The following is a 21875-nucleotide window of genomic DNA, read 5'->3' as shown; positions in this document are numbered from 1 at the left end:
AGTGAGTTAGGATTTTCGTGGTTTATTTTCTCAATAATAAAGTGATTAGTCTCACACTCCTTGTGCGATATCTCTTACAAGAGAGCGAGCAAAACAGGTAATATCTAGTTAACATTTAAGCTACATTCTAGACATTGAAAGGGTAATAACAGTGATATTGCACACCAAGTGCCTTTTTTGTGATGGTAGATGAAGTTGTTTGTCTGCGAGAATGATATAAAAGCTAAGTTGTCATTATCACGCTTATATTTATTGGCATGCCCTGGCACCATCGCAATTAAAATCATTAAAGGGTAAAGCGGCTACCATAGATAACTCCGCTCATGTCAATCTACGAATAGAGATAAATAAGTAACCGTGTTAACATGTAACAAAATGTTAACAACGTATTGCGTACTAGTAAGGAGGGGGAATAGGCTTGAATAATTCCGAAATAGATGATGTCAGCAATGTCATTATAATCCCTATCGATCAACTAACCATTGGCATGTTCATTACCGCGATTGATCGCGACCAAAGCAAGATCGAGATCCGAAACCCTGGCCAATTAAAATACCAAGATGCAATATTAACACTCAAAAATAGCAATGTATTACGTGTCTGGGTAGATATTAAGCGTTCATCAAATCATTGTGGCTTAAAGCCGCGAGACAAATCAAATTCCTTATCAAATCCACTAGCTCGAAAACCCACCACAACAAGAGCAAGCCAGCAGATCCAAGCTAAAAAACTGCTAGCTGAAGCAAAAAGTTTAATTCAGAAGTTTTTATCTGATACCTATGAAGGTAAAGATATTAACGTTAATCAGTTCGATCATATTATCAACAATATGATTGAATCTGTTTTGACCAATGAAGACGCTTTTCAATGTGTATTAGCGCTGCGGACTAAAGATGCTTATTTACTGGAGCATGCTATAAACGTCGCATTTTTGCTTGTTACTTTTGGGCATCATCTCAAATTGGATATCGACATTCTTAGGCAACTGGCTATTGGAGGCATCCTGCATGATATCGGCAAAATAAGAATCGATGATCATATTCTTCATAAACCAGGAAAGTTAACACCTGAAGAACTCGAACATATGAAATTGCACCAGGTTTTCGCAATTGAAATAATGGAAGACACTAAGGGTTTGTCACAAATAAGCAAAGATGTGTGTTTGATGCACCACGAAAAAATCGATGGACGTGGCTACCCAAAAGGATTGAAGGGAGATGAAATCCCAGTACATGGAAGAATGAGTTGTATTATTGACATCTATGATGCATTAACTGCAACACGAACCTATAAAGAGGCGATGAGCCCTGCAGCCTCATTTAAAATCCTTATGAGCTTAACGCCATTTCACTTGGATCAAGAGCTAGTTTATGAGTTTATACGCTGTATTGGAGTCTATCCGGTTGGCTCATTAGTTGTGCTGTCCGATGAACGTGTCGGTATTGTATGGGAAGCAAAAGGCCGAAATGTACTTCAACCCATTGTAAAGTGTTTCTATTCACTCAAACATAAACGTTACATTGATATTAAGATGGTTGATTTATTAAAGTGTGACCTCAATATTGAACGAGGAATATCGCCAAGTAGCCTAGATATAGATCCATCTTCATTTTATTGAGTAGCAAAAACATTCGCATAGAGTATGTATTGAGCCAACTTAATAAAATTCAATCTCAACAATACTAGCAACGTAAAAAGCAAAAAGGCACAACCTTAAGTTATAAGGTTGTGCCCGTAACACTTTTGTCAGCATCCTACTGAAATGTGCTCCCTGCGCCGTCCATGTAAACATGCATCCTAGCAGTCCGTTTCCTTTTTGCTCATTTCCATGACCCTTGTTTATACGAATATAATCAAAGCATCTTATGAGTGTCATTCCATTGAACAGCCTATCCATTGACTGAGCATTCAATCCGTTGAGTCATCCATGCTGCATCCTGCAGTCCTATCCTTTCATCCTTGTGTCGCTTTCGCTTCACCCTTCCATGATTCGGCTATCCATTTGCCGAGCTTATGCCCTATGTCCTTGGGCGTGTCCTACTATCATCCTTGAAAATCTTTACTAACAATCTATTTCGAGAATCTGCTTCGAGAAACTACTTGAACAATCGACTTTGAAAGTCGACTTAACAATTGATTTCAAATCTCAGCTATTTAACCTTTGTTTCTCATCCTAAGAAAACCCAGTTAATTATTCGCTTTCGATGGGTACATTCTAGCTAAAAAGCATTGCATGAAAAGTCACTAAAACCGACTGAAACAAAACTTTCACATAACAAAAAACAACCAAAATATAACAAGCAACTGTTTATAAACGCATTTTAATTTTTACACCCGATTAACACTCACAACTTCAGATAAGAATGCCTACATCAATGTAGGATAATGCTTACAAGCGTGTGAGCTAGGCTCTATTTTGCCCCAATAACGTTACGCCACTGGCGTTTTAACATTTGCCCAAACATCACCCAATCTGCCCATAAACTGTACAGCGGATAGGTAAATGTCGCAGGACGATTTTTTTCAAACATAAAATGGCCTAACCAAGCAAACCCATACCCCACGACAGGTAAAAGCAGTAATTGCCACCAATGTTGATTTATCAGTGTATTTATAATAATCACAACAATAATACTGCTGCCGATGTAATGTAACCTGCGGCATACAGGGTCTTGATGTTGCGACAGGTAAAATGGATAAAACTCTGCAAAAGAACTGTAACGTTTGGCCTGCATGACCTGCTCCATAATGTGTTAATGTTGGCACGGCAAAAAACATAAGATTTGATGAACGCTTAACTTAATGAAGTTACGCACTCATGTCATCCTAAGGTTAAGTCGATCCGTCTAGTTTGTTATAAAATAAAATCTCGCCATCAACCTTGCCAATATTGACCTCAGCAATACTGCTAAACCCTTGCTGGACAAACACAGCATGATGTTTAGGATGAGTAACAAATACACCAATACCATCAAGCTTAGGCTGTTCATCACACCAACTTAATACCGCTTGAATTAACCTTGCACCATAGCCTTTATTTTGCTCATTGGGCGCTAGGGCAATAAATTGTAAGATGCCACATTTGTCAGAAGGCAAATGTTCCAAAATACAGTTCTCTTTTTCCATTAGGCCCTGGGTTGATTTCCAACCGGTTCCTAACACCATCTTTAAACGCCAATGCCAATATCGCGCTTCACCTAATGGCACTTGTTGGGTAATGACGCAGGCAACACCAATGAGCCGTTCATCATCAAATAAGCCAATTAAGGGTTGTTCTTGTTGCCACAGCTCATTGAGTTCTTCGCGAATAGCTGCACGCAGTTTTTGTTCATATTGCGCTTGATCTTGCTGCCCCAAAACATCAATAAAATAGGGGTCGTCATGGTATGCGTTATACAAAATTGACGCCGCCACACGTAAGTCTTCAGCTGTTAAATACACTGCACGTAGGGTTTCCAAGGTAGGGTTATCCATTATTGTTATTCCTTGTTTGATGACTCATTTGCTTAACTTGTTCAGTTAACAAGTGAATAACTTAGCAAGTTAACAAGATTGAAACAATCAACAAATACGGTTTACTTTTATATCCAAACAACCTGAAGGTGTTCGATTTCAGCAAGAATTGACACGCGTTTAGGCAAGGCATTGATTGTGGGTAATGGTCATTCCCTTTCCAAAATCAATAACGCAGCATAAACGCGTGTCAAACTTGCCCTTTGGGAGCTTCACCGTGTCCCCCTGATTATTGAATAAAGAGCGTTGTTGCGCTAATTTATAAGGTGTCTAGTATTGAAAACACAGTGAAGCTCTGAAACACGTATCTTCAAGTTGATTGGGTATATAATCAATAAATAGCTTTATTGATTAGTTCTTTGCAATTTGGGTATCGAAGATTAATACTGGAAATTCTAACGGGTCATATAAAGGAGTTGTCTCAATGGATACGACAGAAAATGATTTAAGCCACTTATTCCAGCAGCTCGGATTAGCGCACTCACAGCAAGATATTAATGAGTTTGTTAGCCGAAACAAATTAGCCGCACACACCCTGTTGATTGACGCCCAATGTTGGAATCAAAGTCAACGGGCATTTATAAAAGAAGCCTTAATGGAAGACGCCCAATGGTCTGAAGTTATCGACCAATTGGACGTAATGATGAGAGGTTAACCGAACTCTTACAATAACAGACCGATTCAAACCAGCTTAAATTTGCCCTAAAGCAGTGTCACCCCAGCCAACTAAGGTATTGTCTCTAAAGACTATTGGGGTGCACTCATCTTTAGTGGTTTTACCGTCACCTTTAGCCCATTGAGTGCGATAAAATAAGACTTTTATTGCCTGGTCTGTATTGGCTGAATTGTTTTTTGAATATGCTTCACTAAAATCGGCAGTGCCCATTAATGTCACCACTTGCTCGCTGGTCATGCCGAGTGCAAGGTTAGCCAATAAAGCACGATTTTTATCTTGTTGTTTTTCCCAATACTCGTGGCTTTTACCTGATTCATGATCGCCTACGCTAATCACACAGCCGCTTAATCCTACTGACATTAGCGCTACGACACTTGCCGCAATAAGTTTTGATTTCATGTTGCATCCTTTTTGTTAAAATATAATCCGCATTGTTATTACAGATCCTTGTAGCTAAAATCATGCCAAAACCTAATACACTGATTTAAAATGATTTCTAATGTAATAAAAAATTAATTAGTGAATATTGCTACATATAATGAAGGAATTTAACCAACAATGAGTCCAATTGAACAAGTGCTTGCTGCTGCAAAAGTGATAGCAAACAATGGCCATACTCCAAGTTTAGCGTTAATCAAAAGTCGTTTAGGCAATCGCTTTGCAATGCCGATATTGATCCAAGGCTTGCAGCAATTTAAAGCATTGCCGAAATCAGAATGGCAAAACTTACCTGAATTAGCCGATATCCCGGCACAAGATCAATCCTCTACCGTACCAGCAGACCCTATCGCTAAGCTGCAATTACAAATAGACGCCATGCAACAGCATATCGATTTACTCACTAACAGAGTCTGCGAATTAGAACAACAAGTCGTAACCATCACTGAAAATAAGGCACCGTAATCCATGTTTGTTACAGAACTTCGCTTTGAATGCTTTGCCGACACCACTATTGATGCAGCAGAAAAAGCCATTAATGGATTATTAGAAGCCCTACGCGCCAATGGTCAAATTTTAGGACGCGAGTTTGCAGTGGCTTTTAACGATGGTGAATTTAGAGTTCGCTTGTTGTTACCTGAAAAAACCAGCTTATCGAATCGTTATAATAGCCCTTGGGTAAAAGTGACGTTAGCGGGGTTAACTGCAGCTAAATTATTGGCACCAAGAGAAAAATTGATAGGCCAAGACATTAACTCAGAAGTCAGCAACACTGACGCACCTTCATGGCAACTGTTGTATACCAGTTATGTTCACATGTGCTCGCCACTGCGCAATGGTGACAACTTATTACCTATCCCGCTTTATCAACTGCCTGCAACGTTTAATGGTGATCATAAGCGCATCATAAAATGGCAAACAGAATGGCAAGCCTGCGATGAACTGCAAATGGCTGCAGCCACCAAAGCAGAATTCGCGGCATTAGATGAAATCACTCGGGCAGACAGTGACCTGTTTAGACGGGGTTGGGATTTACGTGGGCGGATAGAATACCTAACTAAGATACCCACTTATTATTATTTATATCGCGTGGGCGGCGAATCATTACAAGCAGAATTAACCCGCCCTTGCCCGCGCTGCGGCTCACATGAATGGAAGCTCGAACAACCGTTATTAGACATGTTTCACTTTAGGTGCGAGCCTTGCCGTATTGTGTCTAACTTATCTTGGGATCATCAATAAATGGAATTGTGCCATTGAGTTATCAGCAGATTATTTCCTACTACAAAGATTGTTATAAAGAAGATAGCGCCTCTATCAATCTTTGGAATGTGAACAAGTTTAAACAAGAAGATCGTTTCATTCTTGAAGGGCAAGATGAATTAGGCACAGGTTTTTTACCTCGCTTACCCATCCCGCAAGAATTTGCCGAGCCCATGCTTAAACGAGTTGCAATGTATCAAAGGGAAAGAATACTGCTGTATGCACGATTCTTATTTGTCGGTAAAGTGACGATTAAAGGTGAGCTCAAAACAGTTGTATCACCACTGCTGTTTAACGAAGCCACCATTGAGCAAGAAAACAATAACTTCTATTTTTCGGCCCAAACTGAAGACACTGAAATCAATGAAGCCCTGCTGCAACAATTGCTGCCAGAAGACAATGCGCTTTCAGAAGATCTCATCAATGAAGACATACATTCACCGTCTTTTTGGACCTCATACTTTAGCCGTAATCACATTGATATCCATTCACTTGAATTACTGAATTATCCAACACTTGCCAAACACCAAGACATTAAAAAAGCGTTAACCCAAAAAGTACCCCGCCTACTGCCTATTTCGATGCTACTTTTTGTGGAGCGGTCATCGAGCAGTCGCGGCGTACTTCACGAATTAGAAAGTATCATTAGCGCTAATGAACAATCAGCCCCCATTTGTAAGCTGTTTAACCATACGTTTGCAAATCAGGCTGTAAAGCTCAGAGAACCCACGCTAAAATATGATTTTTTACCCGGATTATTATCTACGCCACAAAAGAAAGTGATTCATATCGCTGCCAATGCCGATTTAGGCTGCGTATCGGGGCCGCCAGGAACGGGTAAAAGCTACACCATAGCGGCAGTTGCTGCCGAACATATGGCACGCGGAGAGTCGGTGCTTATTGTGGCCAATAATGATGTCGCCCTTGATGTGGTTGCTGATAAATTGGCTCGTAATTTTAACTTGGGCGAAGTGTCAATTCGTGCAGGACAAAAAGCATTTTTAAAACAATTAAAAGACTATACCGCAGACTTACTCGCGGGATATTTTACCGATGACTTAAGTCAAAGCCCGCAAGCATGTGAAGACGAACTGAATAAGTTGCAACGGTTACTGGTAAAACTGGAAAAACGTTTTATGGCGTTCAGTCGCAAGTCTATTCGCCGAGGGTTGCGCCTCCATCAACTACAAGCTCGACAATCCACATGGTTAAAACGGGTTTATTTGTTTTTTACTCAAGGCTCAATAAACCAGTGGCATCATCAATGGGATGCGTTAAACACCATCAATCAACACACCGTTACCCGTGAAACACTGGCAGCTGAATATCTTAATGCACTAAAAAAGAATAACGTAAACACATTAGTTAATCAGCACCGCAAATCGCTACAGGCCTTTAATCAAGCGATTCGCAGTAGAACGTCCAGCAAACAACTCGCGTTATTTGAAAAAATTGAATACGCCACCCTATTTGCCGCCTTTCCCATCTGGCTCGCCAGCTTAAACAGCCTACACAGAGTATTGCCACTGAATCGCGAAATGTTTGATTTAGTGATTATTGACGAGGCAACACAGTGTAACATTAGCAGTTGTTTACCTGCGCTGTATCGCGCAAAACGTGTATTGATTGTCGGTGACACCAAACAATTAACGCACTATTCCTTTTTAGCCAGAAGCAAGCAAACTCAATTGCTTGCCAAAAATAATGTACCTGATAACAGCTCAGGTGCCATCAGTTATCGAGATAACTCCATTTTAGATTTAGCACTAAAAACATTAGCTAGCGCACAAGAGTTGGCATTTTTAGATGAACACTTTAGAAGTAAGCCAGAGCTTATTCATTTTAGTAACCAGTCTTTTTATCAATCTAAATTAAAAATCATGCAACATCGGCCGTGCACCCGTTCAGGAAATTTACACCTCCACCGTGTGGCGGGTACGCGTGACGCAGCAGGCGTTAACACATTAGAAGCACAAAGTTTATTAGCAGAAATCCAACATCAAATAACACAAGATGCCCAAACAGGCATTACTCACAGTATTGGGGTTATCTCGCCTTTTAGCGCACAGGCTGAATATATCGCCACATTGATTGAGCAACAGATCCCTCAAACAGATGTCATTAAACACAACATACGCGCAGCCACGCCGTTTGGGTTTCAAGGCGAAGAGCGGGATATCATGCTGATTTCATTTGCGATTGATAACGACAGTAAACGTGCGGCCGCGTATTTAAATAAAGCGGATGTGTTTAACGTCACCATTACCAGGGCACGTCAAAAGCAGTTGATCTATTTGTCTATTGACGACACGTTACTGCCTGAACACTACCTATTGCGCCAATATGTTGTTTCTATTACGGCCTTTAATGCCAAACACTGCGTGACTTCAAAAATAGACTCATTTCAACAAGAACTGAGTGAGGCATTAACACAGTACAATATTGATACTTGGCCTGGATATGCCATTGCAGGCACAGAGATAGACCTCTTGTGTCGTTTCGCAGACAAATACCTTGCGATTGATCTTATTGGTTTTCCTGGGCCTTGGGCTCACTTTTTTGAGTTAACAACATACAAGCTGTTTAAGCGGGCCGGTGTTGACGTGTTACCAATAAGCTATGGATTGTGGGTTATTAATAAACAAGCATGTATAGATAAAATCACCCAAACACTAGAATGTAGAGTCAATAACCTAAGCGAAGCATAAAAGCGGATGTTACGAGGAAGATAAGTATTTGAATCCTCGAGCTTGAATGCTCGTGTTTGAACGCTATGAACGCATTAAAGCACCATAAATTGGCACTTCAATGCTGGATGAGATTACCTTTTACGTAACAAATAATCCCACATGGTTTTAATGCGATGCCAAATGCCAGGATGATCGACCGTATGAGATAATTCCTCAACGGGTTTTAATGGCGGTTTAATCATCGGTGATATTTGCTCTAAAAACGCAGTTAATGATTCGGCTAATTTAGTGCGCTGCTTTTCACCTGGGATTTCAATCCACACGCTGCCATCGTCGTTGTTAACGGTGAGCATTTCGTCGCCATCACCTAGCACACCGATAAACCAGGTTGCCGGTTGTTTCAGCTTTTGCTTCATCATTAAATGACCAATTACATTTTGTTGCAAAATTTCAAAGTCATCTTGATTCCACACTTGCAATAATTCACCATCACCAAAAGACGCAGTAAACTGCAATGGCGCAGAAAAATACTCGCCATAAAATGCATGAATATCTTGGTGTAATTGAATATTTAATGCATGCTCTACGTTACTAAAATCAGCGGCAACATCACGTTTTACCGGTTGCCAAAACACAGTATCATCAGTGTCCGCATTCAATGTCCCTTGAATACATATTGAATCTTCGCCCAAAGGATAATAGCGCGGAAATTCAGATAGCGTATCTTGATAAGATTTAAGATAATTTTTTATAAAGCAATCTAATGCAGATGAACAAGACACTTAAGCCACTCGTAGTTTATAATAAAACGATATTTTGACACGGAAACCGATTAGATGACACACAATCACGACCCTTATAGTGATGCAGAGGCTCTTAAAGGCCTAACACTAGGCCATGCGACTGTTTATCAGGCTGAGTATGACGCGTCACTGCTGCAAGGGGTTCCACGCAAACTTAATCGAGATGCAATTGCATTAAGTGGTGATCTCCCATTCCATGGCACTGACATTTGGACAGGCTATGAATTGTCTTGGCTGAATGCCAAGGGCAAGCCTGTTGTGGCCTTGTTAGAAGTTCAACTTGATATCAACAGCAAAAATTTAATTGAGTCTAAATCGTTCAAGCTGTACCTAAACAGTTTTAACCAAACTAAATTTGATAGTGTTGAAAACGTACAAGACACATTAAGTCGCGACTTAGCTGCTTGCGCTGAAGGTGAAGTGACAGCAAAGGTTATCGAACCTAAGCACTTTAATCTTGAACGTATTGTCGATTTACCCGGCACGTGCATTGACGATTTAGACATAGAAGTGACTGAGTACGAGTTTAATCCCGATCATTTAGTGGACAGCACAGACCCTGACAAAAATGTCGCAGAAACGTTGAATTCAAACTTATTAAAGTCTAATTGCTTAATCACCTCCCAGCCAGATTGGGGCAGTGTGATGATCCGCTATCAAGGCCCTAAAATTGATCGTGAAAAACTGCTGCGTTATTTGATTTCTTTCCGTCAGCATAATGAATTTCACGAGCAGTGTGTTGAGCGTATTTTTGTCGACTTAAAAAAATACTGCCAGTGCACTAAGTTAACAGTGTATGCGCGTTACACTCGTCGCGGCGGTTTAGACATTAACCCATACCGCAGTGACTTTGAAAACCCGCCAGAATCTAACCGTCTCGCGAGACAGTAAAGACTAAAGCGCTAACGTAAAACGTTAAAAGCCAATCATCATCGATTGGCTTTTTTGTCTTTAAACCTAAGCATCTGCCAACAATTGTATCAGCGACAATTGATAAACCGTTAACGCACTATCGCTGCACTCAGCATTAGTCGACCCTAGCCCAATATCTTGTTTATTTACGCCTAAAGTGATGGCAAAACGATATTGCTGATCAAGCCGGCCCAGTTGCGTTTGCCATGTCATCGTATTGGCAATGTCTTCAATATCGGTAAAGTTAAGCTTAACCCCTTGATGTAAAAAAATAGATTGCTCATCCTTGCCCTGCAATTGCACATGCCCTTCATTCAACTCACTAAAATCAACGGCAAAGGATTTAAGTGACAAGGCTAAACCTAGCCCACGCGCTTTAATGTAAGACTCTTTTACCGCCCATAAATCAAAGAAACGTTGCCGCTGCTGCTCAATGGGTAACTGCAACAATGTGTCGGTTTCTGTTTGAGTAAAATAGTGATTTAAAATTGGTACAATATCGGTACTGCTGCGCTCACGCTCAATATCGACGCCAAAACACAGAGAGGGAAGAAGCTCAGATTGAGTGCTTTGGGTTAACTCAACACTACGCTCAGACGTAGGGTTAACGTTATGCTGACAGCTCGTAGCTTCAATCACACCAATCATTAACCACTGGCCACTGTGACTTAAATTAAAATGTAATCCCGTTTGCGCACATAAATCATGGCTTAATGCCGGTTTGCCTTTAGCACCATAAATAAACTGCCACTGTGCAGGCTCAACATCGCTGTGGCGCGATAATATTGCTCTTAGTGCCAGTCTAACTTGCAGGGCATTATTACGCGCCGACAGGCTTTTATAACGGGCAACTTTTGCCTCTTCATCATTGCTTAGCCAACCCAGGGCTAATCCAGAATCAAAGTCTACAGGGGCAAGTTCTGCATCAAGTGGCACAAAGTAAATATGCGGCTTTATGGATGATATGAATTGATTGATATCGGCAATAATGGGCATTAAAACAACAAGACTCGAATAGACAATAATAAGGTTAAATTACCGTAATATGGGCAACGCAGCGAGTAATTTGTCGATTAAGCACTTATTTTCATCATAGCGGTTGCCGATTACAGCCATTTAATCAACAATCAGCGCTACCGTCTTACAGGAAACAAACGATTCATGGGTAAATTCAGCGCCGTTATTGTCATCATGTTGTTTGCATTTAATTCGCACTCGGCCTTTGCCCAGTGGCACCAAAAGAGCTTCCATGTCATGGGAACCCTCGCCCATGTTGAATTTTGGTTAGATGATGGCGCAGTCCAAACAACAGCAGATAAACTCATAGTGGCGGTTGAACAAGAAATGCAACGCATTGATCAAACCATGAGCCCTTATATCGCCACCAGTGCACTGAGCGTGATTAACCGTGATGCGGCCAGCCGCCCTGTTATTGTTAGCCAGGAATTGTTTGATTTACTCACCGATGCGCACGACATTGCAGTATTAACCCATGGGACGTTTGACATCACCTATGCCTCTATCGGTTATCAATACGATTACCGCAAGCATCAAAAACCCAATCAAGCCGCAATCAAACAGGCGCTAACCGCCATTAATTATCAAACGGTTATCTTAGATAAACCTAGCTTATCCGTTAAATTTACCGATGCTGATGTTAAAATTGATTTAGGCGGGATCGCCAAAGGCCATGCGGTTAAAAACTGTATCGCCATTCTTAAAAATGCCGGCATTGAGCATGCACTCATTAGCGCTGGCGGCGACACCACGTTACTTGGCGATCGTATCGGTCGCCCGTGGTTTGTTGGCATTAAACACCCTCGCGCCGAAGAAAAAACCGCGGTGCAATTACCTCTTAGTAACGAATCGATATCCACATCTGGCGATTATGAGCGTTACTTCATCGAAGATGGCGTGCGTTATCATCACATCATTAATCCCAAAACTGGCGACTCCGCCCGCAATGTGGTGAGTGTATCGATTATTGGTAAAAACCCAACTTACGTAGACGCCCTCTCCACCGCCATTTTTGTGATGGGATTACAACAAGGTATGGCGCTAATCAATGAGTTACCTGAATACGAAGCCATCATTATCGATAACCAACAAACCCTGCATGTATCAACAGGGTTACAACAAGATTGATGATTAACAATCTTCTCGTCGTGGTGGCAAGCATTATGATGTTGCCAACATCATAATGACTGTTACAAAACCGATATCGGTCAGCTCACGGATTAGGATAGAAATAGCCTAATACGCATGAGTGTTTCAATTGACTGGCAAAGTGGTGCTAATTTAAATAGCGGCGCAGCATGACTGTTAAGTTTGCCCTTTATTAACATCAGGGCAGTACAACCGCTTCTAGCGGTAAATGAGCACATCGAAAGCAACGATAAGAGTGAGAATGTTGTACAAAAAACTAAGGCCAAAAAGCCTTCGGTGAGCAGAGTATTATCTTGACTCACCGGGAGCGTCCATATATGGCCATTTTTAATTGATTGTTAATTATAGAAAAGATCAACGGTTAGTGTTTAAAATGGCCAATATAGATACTCCTCATCTCTATTGTCATCAACGGGTGGTCGATTTTCTTCGGGAAAAGAACTATACCGATATTATTTTTGTAAAAGCGACAGATGACAAGCTAGGTATGGAGTACCAGCCTGATTTTGCTGTGAGTTAAATTGATACGGTTAATTTAGCCTACTTTCATTTATCCAAAGAGAGCAGAATACATGATGTCTTTGCCCTTTAAGGCTTTTTTATTATTTATGACGCGTTTATAAATAAAAATTGAATAGCCTCTATAAAAATTGATACAGCATAGGCAAGTTTCTTCACCATAGAATAGCGGTATTAAATAGAGTCAAAAGCCTGACAATAGGATTTTAACATGTCACCAAGAAAGATTAGAGATAAAGAAACCATCAATTTATCTGGGCAGGTAAACTTTTCAGATTTGTCCGTATTGAGCGGCTTCACAAAAATGGAACGCTTGTATTTAGAAGATACCGCCGTGGTCGATCTATCACCAATTGCGAACTGTCGACAATTAAAAGTACTTCGGTTAAGCCGATCTGCGGTGAAAGACCTTTCGCCTATTGAGCGATTAACAGAGCTAGAAGAACTACAACTACAGCAGACGGAGGTGGATGACATTTCACCCTTAACGTCGCTGGTGAAGCTAAAGAATTTAGAGGCGAGTTATTGCCTGATTACGAATATCGAAGCGCTTATTGATAAGCCTAATCTACAGAGGCTTAAATTAACGGCTTGTCCTATCAAGGATTTTACGCCATTAGCCAGATTAAACTCTTTAATGCTACTCGATTTGAGTCATACAGATTTCAACGATTGTCGCCTGTTATCAAGTCTTCTTGATTTAAGAAACCTTAACTTAGAACGAACTGAAATTTCTGATTTGAATGGGCTGTCCACACTCAAACTACTTTGGTGTTTAAAGTTAATAGGGACCCACATAACAGATTACAGCAGGTTGTCTGAGTTAACCCATTTAACCGAACTGACTATTGGCGAGTATCTGTCAAAAGAAGAATACGGTGCTTTGCGTGGAGTGTCGGTGACTGAGCTGAATTTGAATTGGAAAACATTGTCTGATGAAGGCGATATACAGGCATTTATTAATCAGAAAAACGAACGGACTGACTGAATGCTGATTGTCTGACACTTAACGCTTCACTAAGGGACTAAGTGTTGTGGAGACAATCATCGAATCATGAGTAATTGAAAGCTACTTTAGTCACGCTTGAATAAAGCGTGACTATTTAATCAACAAAAAAATCTAAAAACGCACTCTCTTTTTGTCCATAGCAACATCTTATCAATCATTATCGGCATAACTTAGAATCCATTCCCATACACTAGGAAAGTCATAGGTTGCTTGTTCATCTTGTAGGTCAGACAAACTCTGCAACAAATCAGTCGCCTCTGAAGCTCCGAACTCAGTAACAAATCGAGCTTCTTTATTGGTCGCACTCGCCATAGCCGCTTGATAGGTTTTCAACAATGCGACAAACATATTTATATTGTTAGCGACGGAAAACGGTGAAAACGTCCTATCGATACTATTGTGGTGATAAGCAATAATGTCACCCGTCGCAATATCCATACACACACGGGCAGGATACGTCTCAGGAAAAGGCGCAAAGGTACCAATAATAAAGAGCGCCCCATCAGGCCCAATTAAATCTTTTCGAAACTTAACAGACTCTACCGGTGGGTTCTGCACTTTAAATCCAAAGTCTTCCATACCGCTAAGCACCTCCAGATCGTTTATAAATTCAGGGGTTCTTAATACATCAGGCACCGAATAATAAACAGCACGGCAGGATGTCAGAACAAAATCTTGATTCACTTTAGCATCATACACTTCAAGCATGTCGCCATCATGGCTGTAGGCTATAGGTATAGAGTGATTGGAGGATAAGCGATAAATTTGACCTGTCATCAAATCAATTTCCACTAGAATCATCCCACTGTAACTGTCGGCCATCGAGCAGAACAGTCTCTTTCTATCTGGATCGGTAACAAAAGGCCCCGCAAACCAACCATCTAACAGAACACCATTAAATACCAGTTTAATTAATGCAATATCATCATGGAAAAAAAAGTGTTTACCAAGCTCTCCAGATATCTTTATATCAATGCCTCTGTCGTGGAGGTCTTGAAGTACTTTATCGGTGTAATTCCAGGGATTCTCCATCTTATGTAAAGAGATACATCGACTTGTTATGTAACTAATGTTGCCATTAATTGAATTAATATCAATTCCTAATCTACAGATAGATTCATCTCTCATTACTTTATGAACAGAGTATCTTTCATAACAGTGTTTCCATATTACTCTATGACGCTCTGTGGCAGAAAAAAAGTGATAATTTAACGTTAACAAACTGGCTAAAGTTTCAATATAAAAACCGTCTTCGTCTCTGTGTTCAAGGTAATAGCCCCAAGTACGATCATCATTTAAGTACTTGAAAAAAATCTGTTTCTTTAGTATTAGTAAGTCTTTATTATTAACGGTTTCTAGCCAGTTATAAATCAATTCGAAAACACCAATTGAATAAAGTGCACCACAAGAATTAATTGATTGATGGTAGAAATTTCTAAGGATTTTTTTACGGATAGACGGACTGCCATGAGCAATCATATTAACGAGAAAGGCTTTGTTTTCATCACTAAAATTAAGCTGGCAATCTTCTCTTGTAAGTAACTCATGAAACCAACGCTCTGCTATTTTAATCAGCTCTTCTTTACTAGAAGAAGAAAAGCGTAACTCTCCACTATGAATAACCTCTTCTGAAAGATTAAGGAAAGCGTACAGTTTCTTTTTTAAAGGGGTATTTTTTAATAGTGACGTCATTTCAAACCTTATAAAATGTCATTAAATAGAAAATTAAATGCTGTCTAATAACTACAAAAAAATTACGATATTTTACCATCTGTAATAGGATTTTTATCTTCTAATTTTAAACATAACATTAAAAAAATGATATCCACTAAATAAAATAACCGCGCGAAACTAAAGAATGACATTTAATCGATTTCACTATAAGCATTTGAAAAGGTAACAATTTAATGCAAATTCAGTACGTATCACATAAAAATATACATACTGATTTTATTTTTAACACTTTTAATTTTTTCACATGTGCAGCATGTGATAATTGGGGGTAATCTCCCACTTTGTTCAGGGGGACTCTGCCGCATCCATGAGCCAATAATATCTTCACATCTGTGCCGATACACAGCCAGCAACGCAGAAATAGAGCCTCGAGTACAAGCGCGGCTGTGACCGTCCATGACATGGACGTCATGGCCGAGCTTACAAGGATGTACTCGCAGCGTGTCACAGAAGCGTTTGCACTTGAGGTGATTTTGCCGAATCCATGCGAGCTAGCGATATATCAAAAAGTGTCTTTAATACGCCAGTACAAAATTCTGGCGCTGTCACACTCCCTACACTATCGGTTGAAACGCGGTTAGCGAGTCGAGCATAGTGGCATTACCTAACCCTTGCATTGGGGCTACGGAGGTAAATTGACCTTGTTCGCCGTGTAATGCCATGTAATTAAGCAGTACCGTTTCCACTAACAAATTCACGTTATTAGCAGACGGCGCAGACGCTGTATCGACTGACGCATCAGAGCGCATAAAGCCAATTTGTTGTTTTTGGGCCATTTGCGAAGTAGTGCCACCCATTAATTGGGGTTTACCAGACGGGTTATACACCAAAAAGAACGAGGCTCCGGTTGAAGAATTATCACCCGTCCATTCGCCTTTACCACGTCCTTCCATTGAGTCATCAATCCGGCCATTACTTGAAACTGAGCCATCACTAAACACATACAACATTAGCGGCATATTACGACGTGAAGCATACTCTAAGCAGGCTCCCATACAGCGCCCTGCTCGTAAATCGCGTAACTCACCGGTTGCACGCTCGCCTGTATGATAATCAAACCCGCCCATGGTGACCGTACCCGCGCCAGAAAAGCCATTCACCACTAGCTTCATAATCGATGCTGTTTTTTGAAACTCTGATTCAGAATCAAACTCGTTAATGCCAAATATGCCACCTGGCCCCACAATATCTGGGTCTAATAACGGATTTAGGGTTGAAGGGTCGCCAAAGCGATCTGCTAAATCAGCGCTTTTAACATAACCGCAATTAACTAAATCTTTAATCACATCACCTCGGGTCACCTGGGTATTCACCGCCGCCATTTTTTGCGCGCTAATGCGTTGAATACTCTCCATTACTGCCACAGCATCACGTTGCGACAATAAACTAAATAAGTCGCCCACATCTACCAAACCGGTGACATCAGACGGTCTGTCAATTTTGGTCGGTCGCATGCTTAAATCAATAAAACTGGTTGGCGCCATTGAGTTGCCGCCCGAGTCAGAATTACGCGAGCCCACCAACGGCATTAACGAGCCATTCGCGCCTGCTGCCGCAATAGCATACATAGGATTGTGTGGATTATTACCGGTGTCGTTGTCTGAGCGATTTGGGATCACTGCACCGTTAATTCTTGATGCCGTGTCTGATGAAACCTTTTCTAAAATACCGCGTAAAAACGCCGAGTCAGAATGAAATGCTAGGCCTAAATCGGTATTGATAAAATCAGACATGCCAACATTAGGATTAGCAATTGAGGGCGCCATATCACCCGGTAAACCTAACTTGTTGTAACCAGCTGTAGATAAAAAGTCTTGCTGACCACCCGCGCCGCCAACGAGCACATTTGAGCCCGCAATGTTAGCGCCACCCGCTAAATCAAAACTAATAAACGGAATTTTACCCGCACCTTGAACGCTAATGCCGCAAGAACCTCTTAATGCTTCAAGGTCTGGCGACAATGCCGCATGAGCATTGTTAGGATTAGCAAACATGCTAAACAAGGATAATCCCGCAACCGCCGCACCACCTTTGTATAAACCCGTTGAAATAAACTCTCGTCGAGTCATGGGTTTACGGTGGTCGGCAAACAACAATGGACTGTCTGGATGAAGATGCTTTGATTTAGTCATTGTTGGATCCTTTTTGTCTCTGTTTTACGGCAACAAATGCAGTGCTGTTCAGTGGTGCATGCATCAATTGAACAAAGCTCAATTGCGCGGTTGTTAATATATTTATCATCTGCGGCCCCTATTGCACTAGCATAACAGCACTGGCCAATACCGCAGCACAGGTTGATTTAGCAATGGTTCGAGTGCGCTCTGCATTACACGTACCACTGCACACCGACAAGCCGGTCACCAAACTGTCTAATTCTGCATACACATCGCTTTGGCTAGGTTGGTTACTCAATGACAATGGCATCAATTGATTGATTAATGGATTGAGCAAGTTACCTCTATCAGCCGCACTTAATGCCACACTTGGCACAGCCGTAAAATCAACATCAGGGAACCAATTACTGCGTATTGTATTATCCTCAATTGCCGAGTCGCAGTAAGCGATTGCTAATTGGGTGATGCCCATTTGCTGTGCTGAAATAAAGGTTTCAATGTTTTCAAGGCTGGGTAATTGACGCTTTACCAACTCATAAGTGGCAAACACCTTGGTTGATTGCTGCGCCACTCCGGTTAGCACACTCATACTGTGATTAATTTCAGCAAAATTACGCACACCCACTTGAGCAGATTCAGTAGTGGCAGGCACCTCTGCTGGGGTAACAAATACGCCAGGTAGCACCACATTACTGTGCTCACCTAATTGCTCAAAGGTTAAGAAAAACTCATCCTGATTAGCGCCTTTTTCAAGCGCGATAATGGTGCCAAGTGCAGAGATTGAAAACGGCTCTGCAAGTCCCTGCCCTGCCGATACCGACAAGTCGAGATTTGCGTAGGATTGGCCTTGTGCGCTCTCTTTACCATTAATACCAATACGTAAGCCTTTTACCTCAAAGCTGTCACTCACTGGCGTGCCGTCAATATTTACAATCGCAGCATTGCTGAATAAATAACTGTAATTGTCGAACTGACTAACCTCAAACATCACATAAGTATTGGGTAAATCGATGAGATGACTTATTGAGAACAGTAAAAAGAACTTTTCACCAACGCCCACTTCATAATTTTGCTGCACTTGTTCAGGCGCTAAAACCCGATTGTAAATAGCTAATAAGCGGACATCGCCCTGCCATACATGTTGATTAGACGCTTCACGGCCTAAAATTAGCGCAAAGCTGTCATCCCAATTTGCTAATGGGGCAATATCTTCATCAACCACATCAATCAGCTGACCGTTCACATAAATACTGCGGCCGTTAGTGGCGTTATAAGTCATCACCACATGCTGCAACGTCGCTTGCAATACTTCATCGGCATCGGGCGTACTTAAGGCCGGCTCACCATTGGTACTTGATGCTTCAGTTCTGAGCATAAAGTCATAATTATATTGGGTTTGCCCAAGGGTAAAGTTACGCGCGTCATCACCAGCTGAATAAGTGACGATGCGGGCAGGCCCTTCTTGAGTCACATTATTGGGCGTCACCCAGGCTTCTATTGAAAATTCACCCGTTGCGGTAATTAAATCGTGCAATTTTTTGCTATTGGCGGTGCTAGCCTGCGCTTTACCATTGGTAAATGACAATCCCCAACCGCCTAGCCAATCAACATCACCCGTGAGCGTTAAATTTGCCGCAGGTGAAATACCCGAGGTGTCATAGGCAATGGCGCCCTCACCGGTTTTGAATTGGTACAGCGCAATCACGTCAGTTTCAAAACGACCACCGCTTGATGCGGTAATACCATCAGTTAATCGTAACGATTTAGACACCACCATATCCGGTGAGATCTCATCGAGTTCAATGCCGTCGCTTAAAGCAGTAATCGCATCGCGCATTACAATACTGTCGTCTGAACAGTTGCTCCAACAGTTATGAAACTCCGAACCTAGGCGAACCACTAATCGTGATTGTGCTGGGGTATCTAAATTCATCAACCCTTTTGCGGCTTCATACGCTTGCTCGATATCGTTGCTGGCAAAAAAAGGTGATTGCGCCGCTTGCACGCCTTCGCTATGGCAAGAAACACAATATTGATTCACAACCGGATAAACATGCTGACTAAATAAACTGCTGTCATCGGGAAAGTTTTTGCTTGATCCAGGGTCTCTAATGACAGGTGCTGTTAGCTCAATAGTATTGGCTGTGCTCACGCGTTCGTCTGCCCATAACTTAATCCACTGAGTCATGGTTTCGCCACAAGCTGAATCACTGGCCAACCAACAGTTATGGCCACCTGCGACTTTACTGACTAAACGCGAAGCTTTTGGGTCGGTTAAGTCAACCAACGGGTTGGTAGCGGCATAAGCGTCGTTAACATCATTACGGCTGGCAAAATAAGGGGCTTGGTTACCTTCGGTATGACAAGCGCCGCATTTATCCTGAGTCGATATATTGTCCCACAACGACGTTTTGTACTTTTGAATATCGGCGGTTGCCGCGGCAGGGCCAGTATATACGTTAGAGGTTGGGGTTTGCTGAGCGGGTGGATTTTTTTCTACATCCCCACCGCCACAAGCACTTAAGCCAAACAATAATGAGACAATAATAAGGCGTTTAATCATTAAAAATTTCATGCCTATTCTCCCATACAATAGTTGCCAACTTCAGCGAACACTCGCTTAAGCTGGTAAGCATTCTGCTTAAAAGAGGTTGTTGTTGCACTAATTTGCGCAATATCGGCCTGGCTTTCTGCATCACGCAAACATACTGACTTAAAGACTTTTTTCACCTGACATTGTGCAAATGCATTACTGTTAGCCAGCTCTTGCCCTAGCGACTTGGCGCCACTACCCTGCCCAGATAAGCTGTTATCCCAACCCAGTTTTTGATTAGGCCCTTGGCGCCAATAGTTTTGCCAATTATCATTTGGTGTCACAAAACCATAAGGGAAGCTTGTTGAGTTGATATGGTATTTACCTTGTACACGAGAGCCCGTGTCGGGATCGGTTTGACCGCTTGTGTTATAAGCGATTGCTCCGCTTTCACCACTTGGGTCCTGATCGAGGTTAAATTCATACTCATAATAGGCAAATGCTTGAGCTAATGGGTCCATGCCGCTGTGACAACTTGAGCAGTTATTAATAAACAAACGACTATCACCACCAGGGCTTCGGCTCACATCCTGGCGAATACGGTCAGTTGAACGGGTATTGTCTTTAAGCGGTTCTAAATCGGTACATAAATGATTCATTAGGGTAAAGCGGAACATGGCGCGATTAGTGCCTAAATAAAAGAACTCTTTGGCCGCGGCGCGGCTGGTTAGCACGCCGGCGGTGGCTGACGAAGGTAAACCGTTGAGACTTGATTGCGTGGTGCGCTCAAGGCCATCTTTTAAATCAATAAATTGATCTTCTAATGCTTGGTAATGGGCATTATCATTACGGTTATAAGCAGGTAAATTTAAACTATTTTTGCCTACATACACCATATCCGCCTGTAAAATCTCTCTAAAATCAACATCATCTCTAACAGCCCCAATGACAGTGGCAGAATAGTCATTTAATGGCGCAAAAATATCTTGTTCAATATTGGTCCACGGCGTAGCAAATAACTTAAGTGTGGTTGAATAAAATGCTGGGGTTTCCATCGCCAGATAAGCGGCTTCTATTGGTTTGCCATCATCTAATAACGTCGCCATGCTCTGTAACGTCGCTTCTGAGGCAGCAACACCGGCAATACGGTCGTGTAATTGTTTTGCCTGCTCTAAACTCCCTGCTGCCGCATTCACAGACAACAAGCTCAACACGCCAATAGTCAATGCATTAACGACGTGTTTCAGCGGCATGATTGTTCTAAAATTAGATAATAAGCTCAAGCTTGTTATCGTACGAAGCCGATCCTTCATACTGTCTCCTTGTTCACACTTAACTGCCTTGCAGTAAACTGACGTTGCGGTGCCGCACTGCTTATTTGTTTTATCAACATTCTCTTTTAATGAGCAAATGTTGTTACCCTCACTTGGTTTGAGTGTTTTTTAAGCAGTGATGGTGGCGAATGGTGCTGATTAAATCATTCAACGGGCCATATTAAAAGTTTT

Annotated in this window: 18 protein-coding genes; 9 read left to right on the top strand and 9 right to left on the bottom strand. The window is 41.6% G+C overall.

Annotated elements, in window-relative coordinates; all coding sequences use genetic code 11:
• Positions 1-418 precede the first annotated feature (418 nt).
• On the top strand, positions 419-1618 hold the full coding sequence (locus AC19MV_RS13980) for an HD-GYP domain-containing protein (RefSeq protein WP_498308287.1): 1200 nt from the start codon (positions 419-421) through the stop codon (positions 1616-1618).
• Between the two features lie 793 nt (positions 1619-2411).
• Here the strand turns inward: AC19MV_RS13980 and AC19MV_RS13975 are convergent.
• Positions 2412-2735 (bottom strand): Mpo1-like protein, encoded by a 324-nt coding sequence (locus AC19MV_RS13975; protein WP_498308285.1) that lies wholly within the window; start codon positions 2733-2735, stop codon positions 2412-2414.
• 97 nt (positions 2736-2832) lie between these two features.
• Entirely contained in the window at positions 2833-3474 is a 642-nt protein-coding gene (locus AC19MV_RS13970; RefSeq protein WP_498308284.1) for a GNAT family N-acetyltransferase, read from the bottom strand.
• Positions 3475-3937: 463 nt separating this feature from the next.
• Here AC19MV_RS13970 and AC19MV_RS13965 point away from each other — a divergent pair, with 463 nt between their 5' ends.
• A complete protein-coding gene (locus AC19MV_RS13965; RefSeq protein ID WP_432401513.1) occupies positions 3938-4168 on the top strand; it encodes a DUF2789 domain-containing protein in 231 nt (76 codons plus the stop codon).
• A 36-nt stretch (positions 4169-4204) separates the two neighbouring features.
• Here AC19MV_RS13965 and AC19MV_RS13960 read toward each other — a convergent pair whose 3' ends face one another.
• Positions 4205-4588, bottom strand: coding sequence for a DUF3192 domain-containing protein (locus tag AC19MV_RS13960; protein ID WP_432401515.1), 384 nt, complete (start codon positions 4586-4588; stop codon positions 4205-4207).
• Between the two features lie 159 nt (positions 4589-4747).
• Between AC19MV_RS13960 and AC19MV_RS13955 the strand changes: the two genes are divergently transcribed.
• The 3 genes from AC19MV_RS13955 to AC19MV_RS13945 are packed head-to-tail and all read left to right on the top strand — an operon-like array spanning position 4748 to position 8598.
• Entirely contained in the window at positions 4748-5092 is a 345-nt protein-coding gene (locus tag AC19MV_RS13955) for a hypothetical protein (protein ID WP_498308282.1), read from the top strand.
• Positions 5093-5095: 3 nt separating this feature from the next.
• A complete protein-coding gene (locus AC19MV_RS13950) occupies positions 5096-5869 on the top strand; it encodes a Zn-ribbon-containing protein (protein ID WP_498308280.1) in 774 nt (257 codons plus the stop codon).
• An 8-nt stretch (positions 5870-5877) separates the two neighbouring features.
• Positions 5878-8598: a DEAD/DEAH box helicase gene (locus tag AC19MV_RS13945; protein ID WP_498308278.1), complete on the top strand. Its 2721-nt coding sequence runs from the start codon at positions 5878-5880 to the stop codon at positions 8596-8598.
• A 113-nt stretch (positions 8599-8711) separates the two neighbouring features.
• Here the strand turns inward: AC19MV_RS13945 and syd are convergent, their stop codons facing one another.
• On the bottom strand, positions 8712-9362 hold the full coding sequence (syd, locus tag AC19MV_RS13940) for a SecY-interacting protein (protein ID WP_498308276.1): 651 nt from the start codon (positions 9360-9362) through the stop codon (positions 8712-8714).
• A 54-nt stretch (positions 9363-9416) separates the two neighbouring features.
• On the opposite strand from syd, the gene queF reads away from it, so the two are divergent.
• Positions 9417-10274 carry an NADPH-dependent 7-cyano-7-deazaguanine reductase QueF gene (queF, locus tag AC19MV_RS13935; RefSeq protein ID WP_432401524.1) on the top strand — a complete coding sequence of 286 codons (858 nt, stop codon included), beginning with the start codon at positions 9417-9419 and terminating at the stop codon, positions 10272-10274.
• Between the two features lie 66 nt (positions 10275-10340).
• Here queF and AC19MV_RS13930 read toward each other — a convergent pair whose 3' ends face one another.
• Positions 10341-11291 (bottom strand): 4'-phosphopantetheinyl transferase family protein, encoded by a 951-nt coding sequence (locus AC19MV_RS13930; protein ID WP_498308275.1) that lies wholly within the window; start codon positions 11289-11291, stop codon positions 10341-10343.
• Positions 11292-11456: 165 nt separating this feature from the next.
• On the opposite strand from AC19MV_RS13930, the gene AC19MV_RS13925 reads away from it, so the two are divergent.
• From AC19MV_RS13925 to AC19MV_RS13915, 3 genes are all read left to right on the top strand, one after another.
• Positions 11457-12440 (top strand): FAD:protein FMN transferase, encoded by a 984-nt coding sequence (locus AC19MV_RS13925; RefSeq protein ID WP_498308273.1) that lies wholly within the window; start codon positions 11457-11459, stop codon positions 12438-12440.
• Between the two features lie 394 nt (positions 12441-12834).
• A complete protein-coding gene (locus tag AC19MV_RS13920) occupies positions 12835-12981 on the top strand; it encodes a hypothetical protein (protein WP_498308272.1) in 147 nt (48 codons plus the stop codon).
• 210 nt (positions 12982-13191) lie between these two features.
• Positions 13192-13968 (top strand): leucine-rich repeat domain-containing protein, encoded by a 777-nt coding sequence (locus AC19MV_RS13915; protein WP_498308270.1) that lies wholly within the window; start codon positions 13192-13194, stop codon positions 13966-13968.
• Between the two features lie 171 nt (positions 13969-14139).
• Here AC19MV_RS13915 and AC19MV_RS13910 read toward each other — a convergent pair whose 3' ends face one another.
• The 4 genes from AC19MV_RS13910 to AC19MV_RS13895 form a co-directional block, all read right to left on the bottom strand.
• Positions 14140-15681: a hypothetical protein gene (locus AC19MV_RS13910; protein WP_498308269.1), complete on the bottom strand. Its 1542-nt coding sequence runs from the start codon at positions 15679-15681 to the stop codon at positions 14140-14142.
• A 596-nt stretch (positions 15682-16277) separates the two neighbouring features.
• On the bottom strand, positions 16278-17855 hold the full coding sequence (locus AC19MV_RS13905; protein ID WP_498308268.1) for a hypothetical protein: 1578 nt from the start codon (positions 17853-17855) through the stop codon (positions 16278-16280).
• Between the two features lie 118 nt (positions 17856-17973).
• A complete protein-coding gene (locus AC19MV_RS13900; RefSeq protein WP_498308267.1) occupies positions 17974-20412 on the bottom strand; it encodes a LamG domain-containing protein in 2439 nt (812 codons plus the stop codon).
• Between the two features lie 2 nt (positions 20413-20414).
• Positions 20415-21683, bottom strand: coding sequence for a hypothetical protein (locus tag AC19MV_RS13895; protein WP_498308265.1), 1269 nt, complete (start codon positions 21681-21683; stop codon positions 20415-20417).
• Positions 21684-21875: the final 192 nt, after the last annotated feature.

The organism is Shewanella sp. MF05913, assembly GCF_059758095.1.
The sequence above is the reverse complement of the archived record's forward strand: the minus strand, read 5'-3'. Positions and strand labels throughout refer to the sequence as shown.

What these genes read in the sequence shown, in the direction of transcription:
- AC19MV_RS13975 (WP_498308285.1), bottom strand. Translation starts at nt 2,735, where the DNA reads ATGCAGGCCAAACGTTACAGTTCTTTTGCAGAGTTTTATCCATTTTAC.
- AC19MV_RS13920 (WP_498308272.1), top strand. Translation starts at nt 12,835, where the DNA reads ATGGCCAATATAGATACTCCTCATCTCTATTGTCATCAACGGGTGGTC.
- AC19MV_RS13970 (WP_498308284.1), bottom strand. Translation starts at nt 3,474, where the DNA reads ATGGATAACCCTACCTTGGAAACCCTACGTGCAGTGTATTTAACAGCT.
- AC19MV_RS13905 (WP_498308268.1), bottom strand. Translation starts at nt 17,855, where the DNA reads ATGACTAAATCAAAGCATCTTCATCCAGACAGTCCATTGTTGTTTGCC.
- AC19MV_RS13915 (WP_498308270.1), top strand. Translation starts at nt 13,192, where the DNA reads ATGTCACCAAGAAAGATTAGAGATAAAGAAACCATCAATTTATCTGGG.
- AC19MV_RS13895 (WP_498308265.1), bottom strand. Translation starts at nt 21,683, where the DNA reads ATGAAGGATCGGCTTCGTACGATAACAAGCTTGAGCTTATTATCTAAT.
- AC19MV_RS13930 (WP_498308275.1), bottom strand. Translation starts at nt 11,291, where the DNA reads ATGCCCATTATTGCCGATATCAATCAATTCATATCATCCATAAAGCCG.
- AC19MV_RS13910 (WP_498308269.1), bottom strand. Translation starts at nt 15,681, where the DNA reads ATGACGTCACTATTAAAAAATACCCCTTTAAAAAAGAAACTGTACGCT.
- AC19MV_RS13965 (WP_432401513.1), top strand. Translation starts at nt 3,938, where the DNA reads ATGGATACGACAGAAAATGATTTAAGCCACTTATTCCAGCAGCTCGGA.
- AC19MV_RS13960 (WP_432401515.1), bottom strand. Translation starts at nt 4,588, where the DNA reads ATGAAATCAAAACTTATTGCGGCAAGTGTCGTAGCGCTAATGTCAGTA.
- queF (WP_432401524.1), top strand. Translation starts at nt 9,417, where the DNA reads ATGACACACAATCACGACCCTTATAGTGATGCAGAGGCTCTTAAAGGC.
- AC19MV_RS13950 (WP_498308280.1), top strand. Translation starts at nt 5,096, where the DNA reads ATGTTTGTTACAGAACTTCGCTTTGAATGCTTTGCCGACACCACTATT.
- AC19MV_RS13900 (WP_498308267.1), bottom strand. Translation starts at nt 20,412, where the DNA reads ATGAAATTTTTAATGATTAAACGCCTTATTATTGTCTCATTATTGTTT.
- AC19MV_RS13925 (WP_498308273.1), top strand. Translation starts at nt 11,457, where the DNA reads ATGGGTAAATTCAGCGCCGTTATTGTCATCATGTTGTTTGCATTTAAT.
- AC19MV_RS13955 (WP_498308282.1), top strand. Translation starts at nt 4,748, where the DNA reads ATGAGTCCAATTGAACAAGTGCTTGCTGCTGCAAAAGTGATAGCAAAC.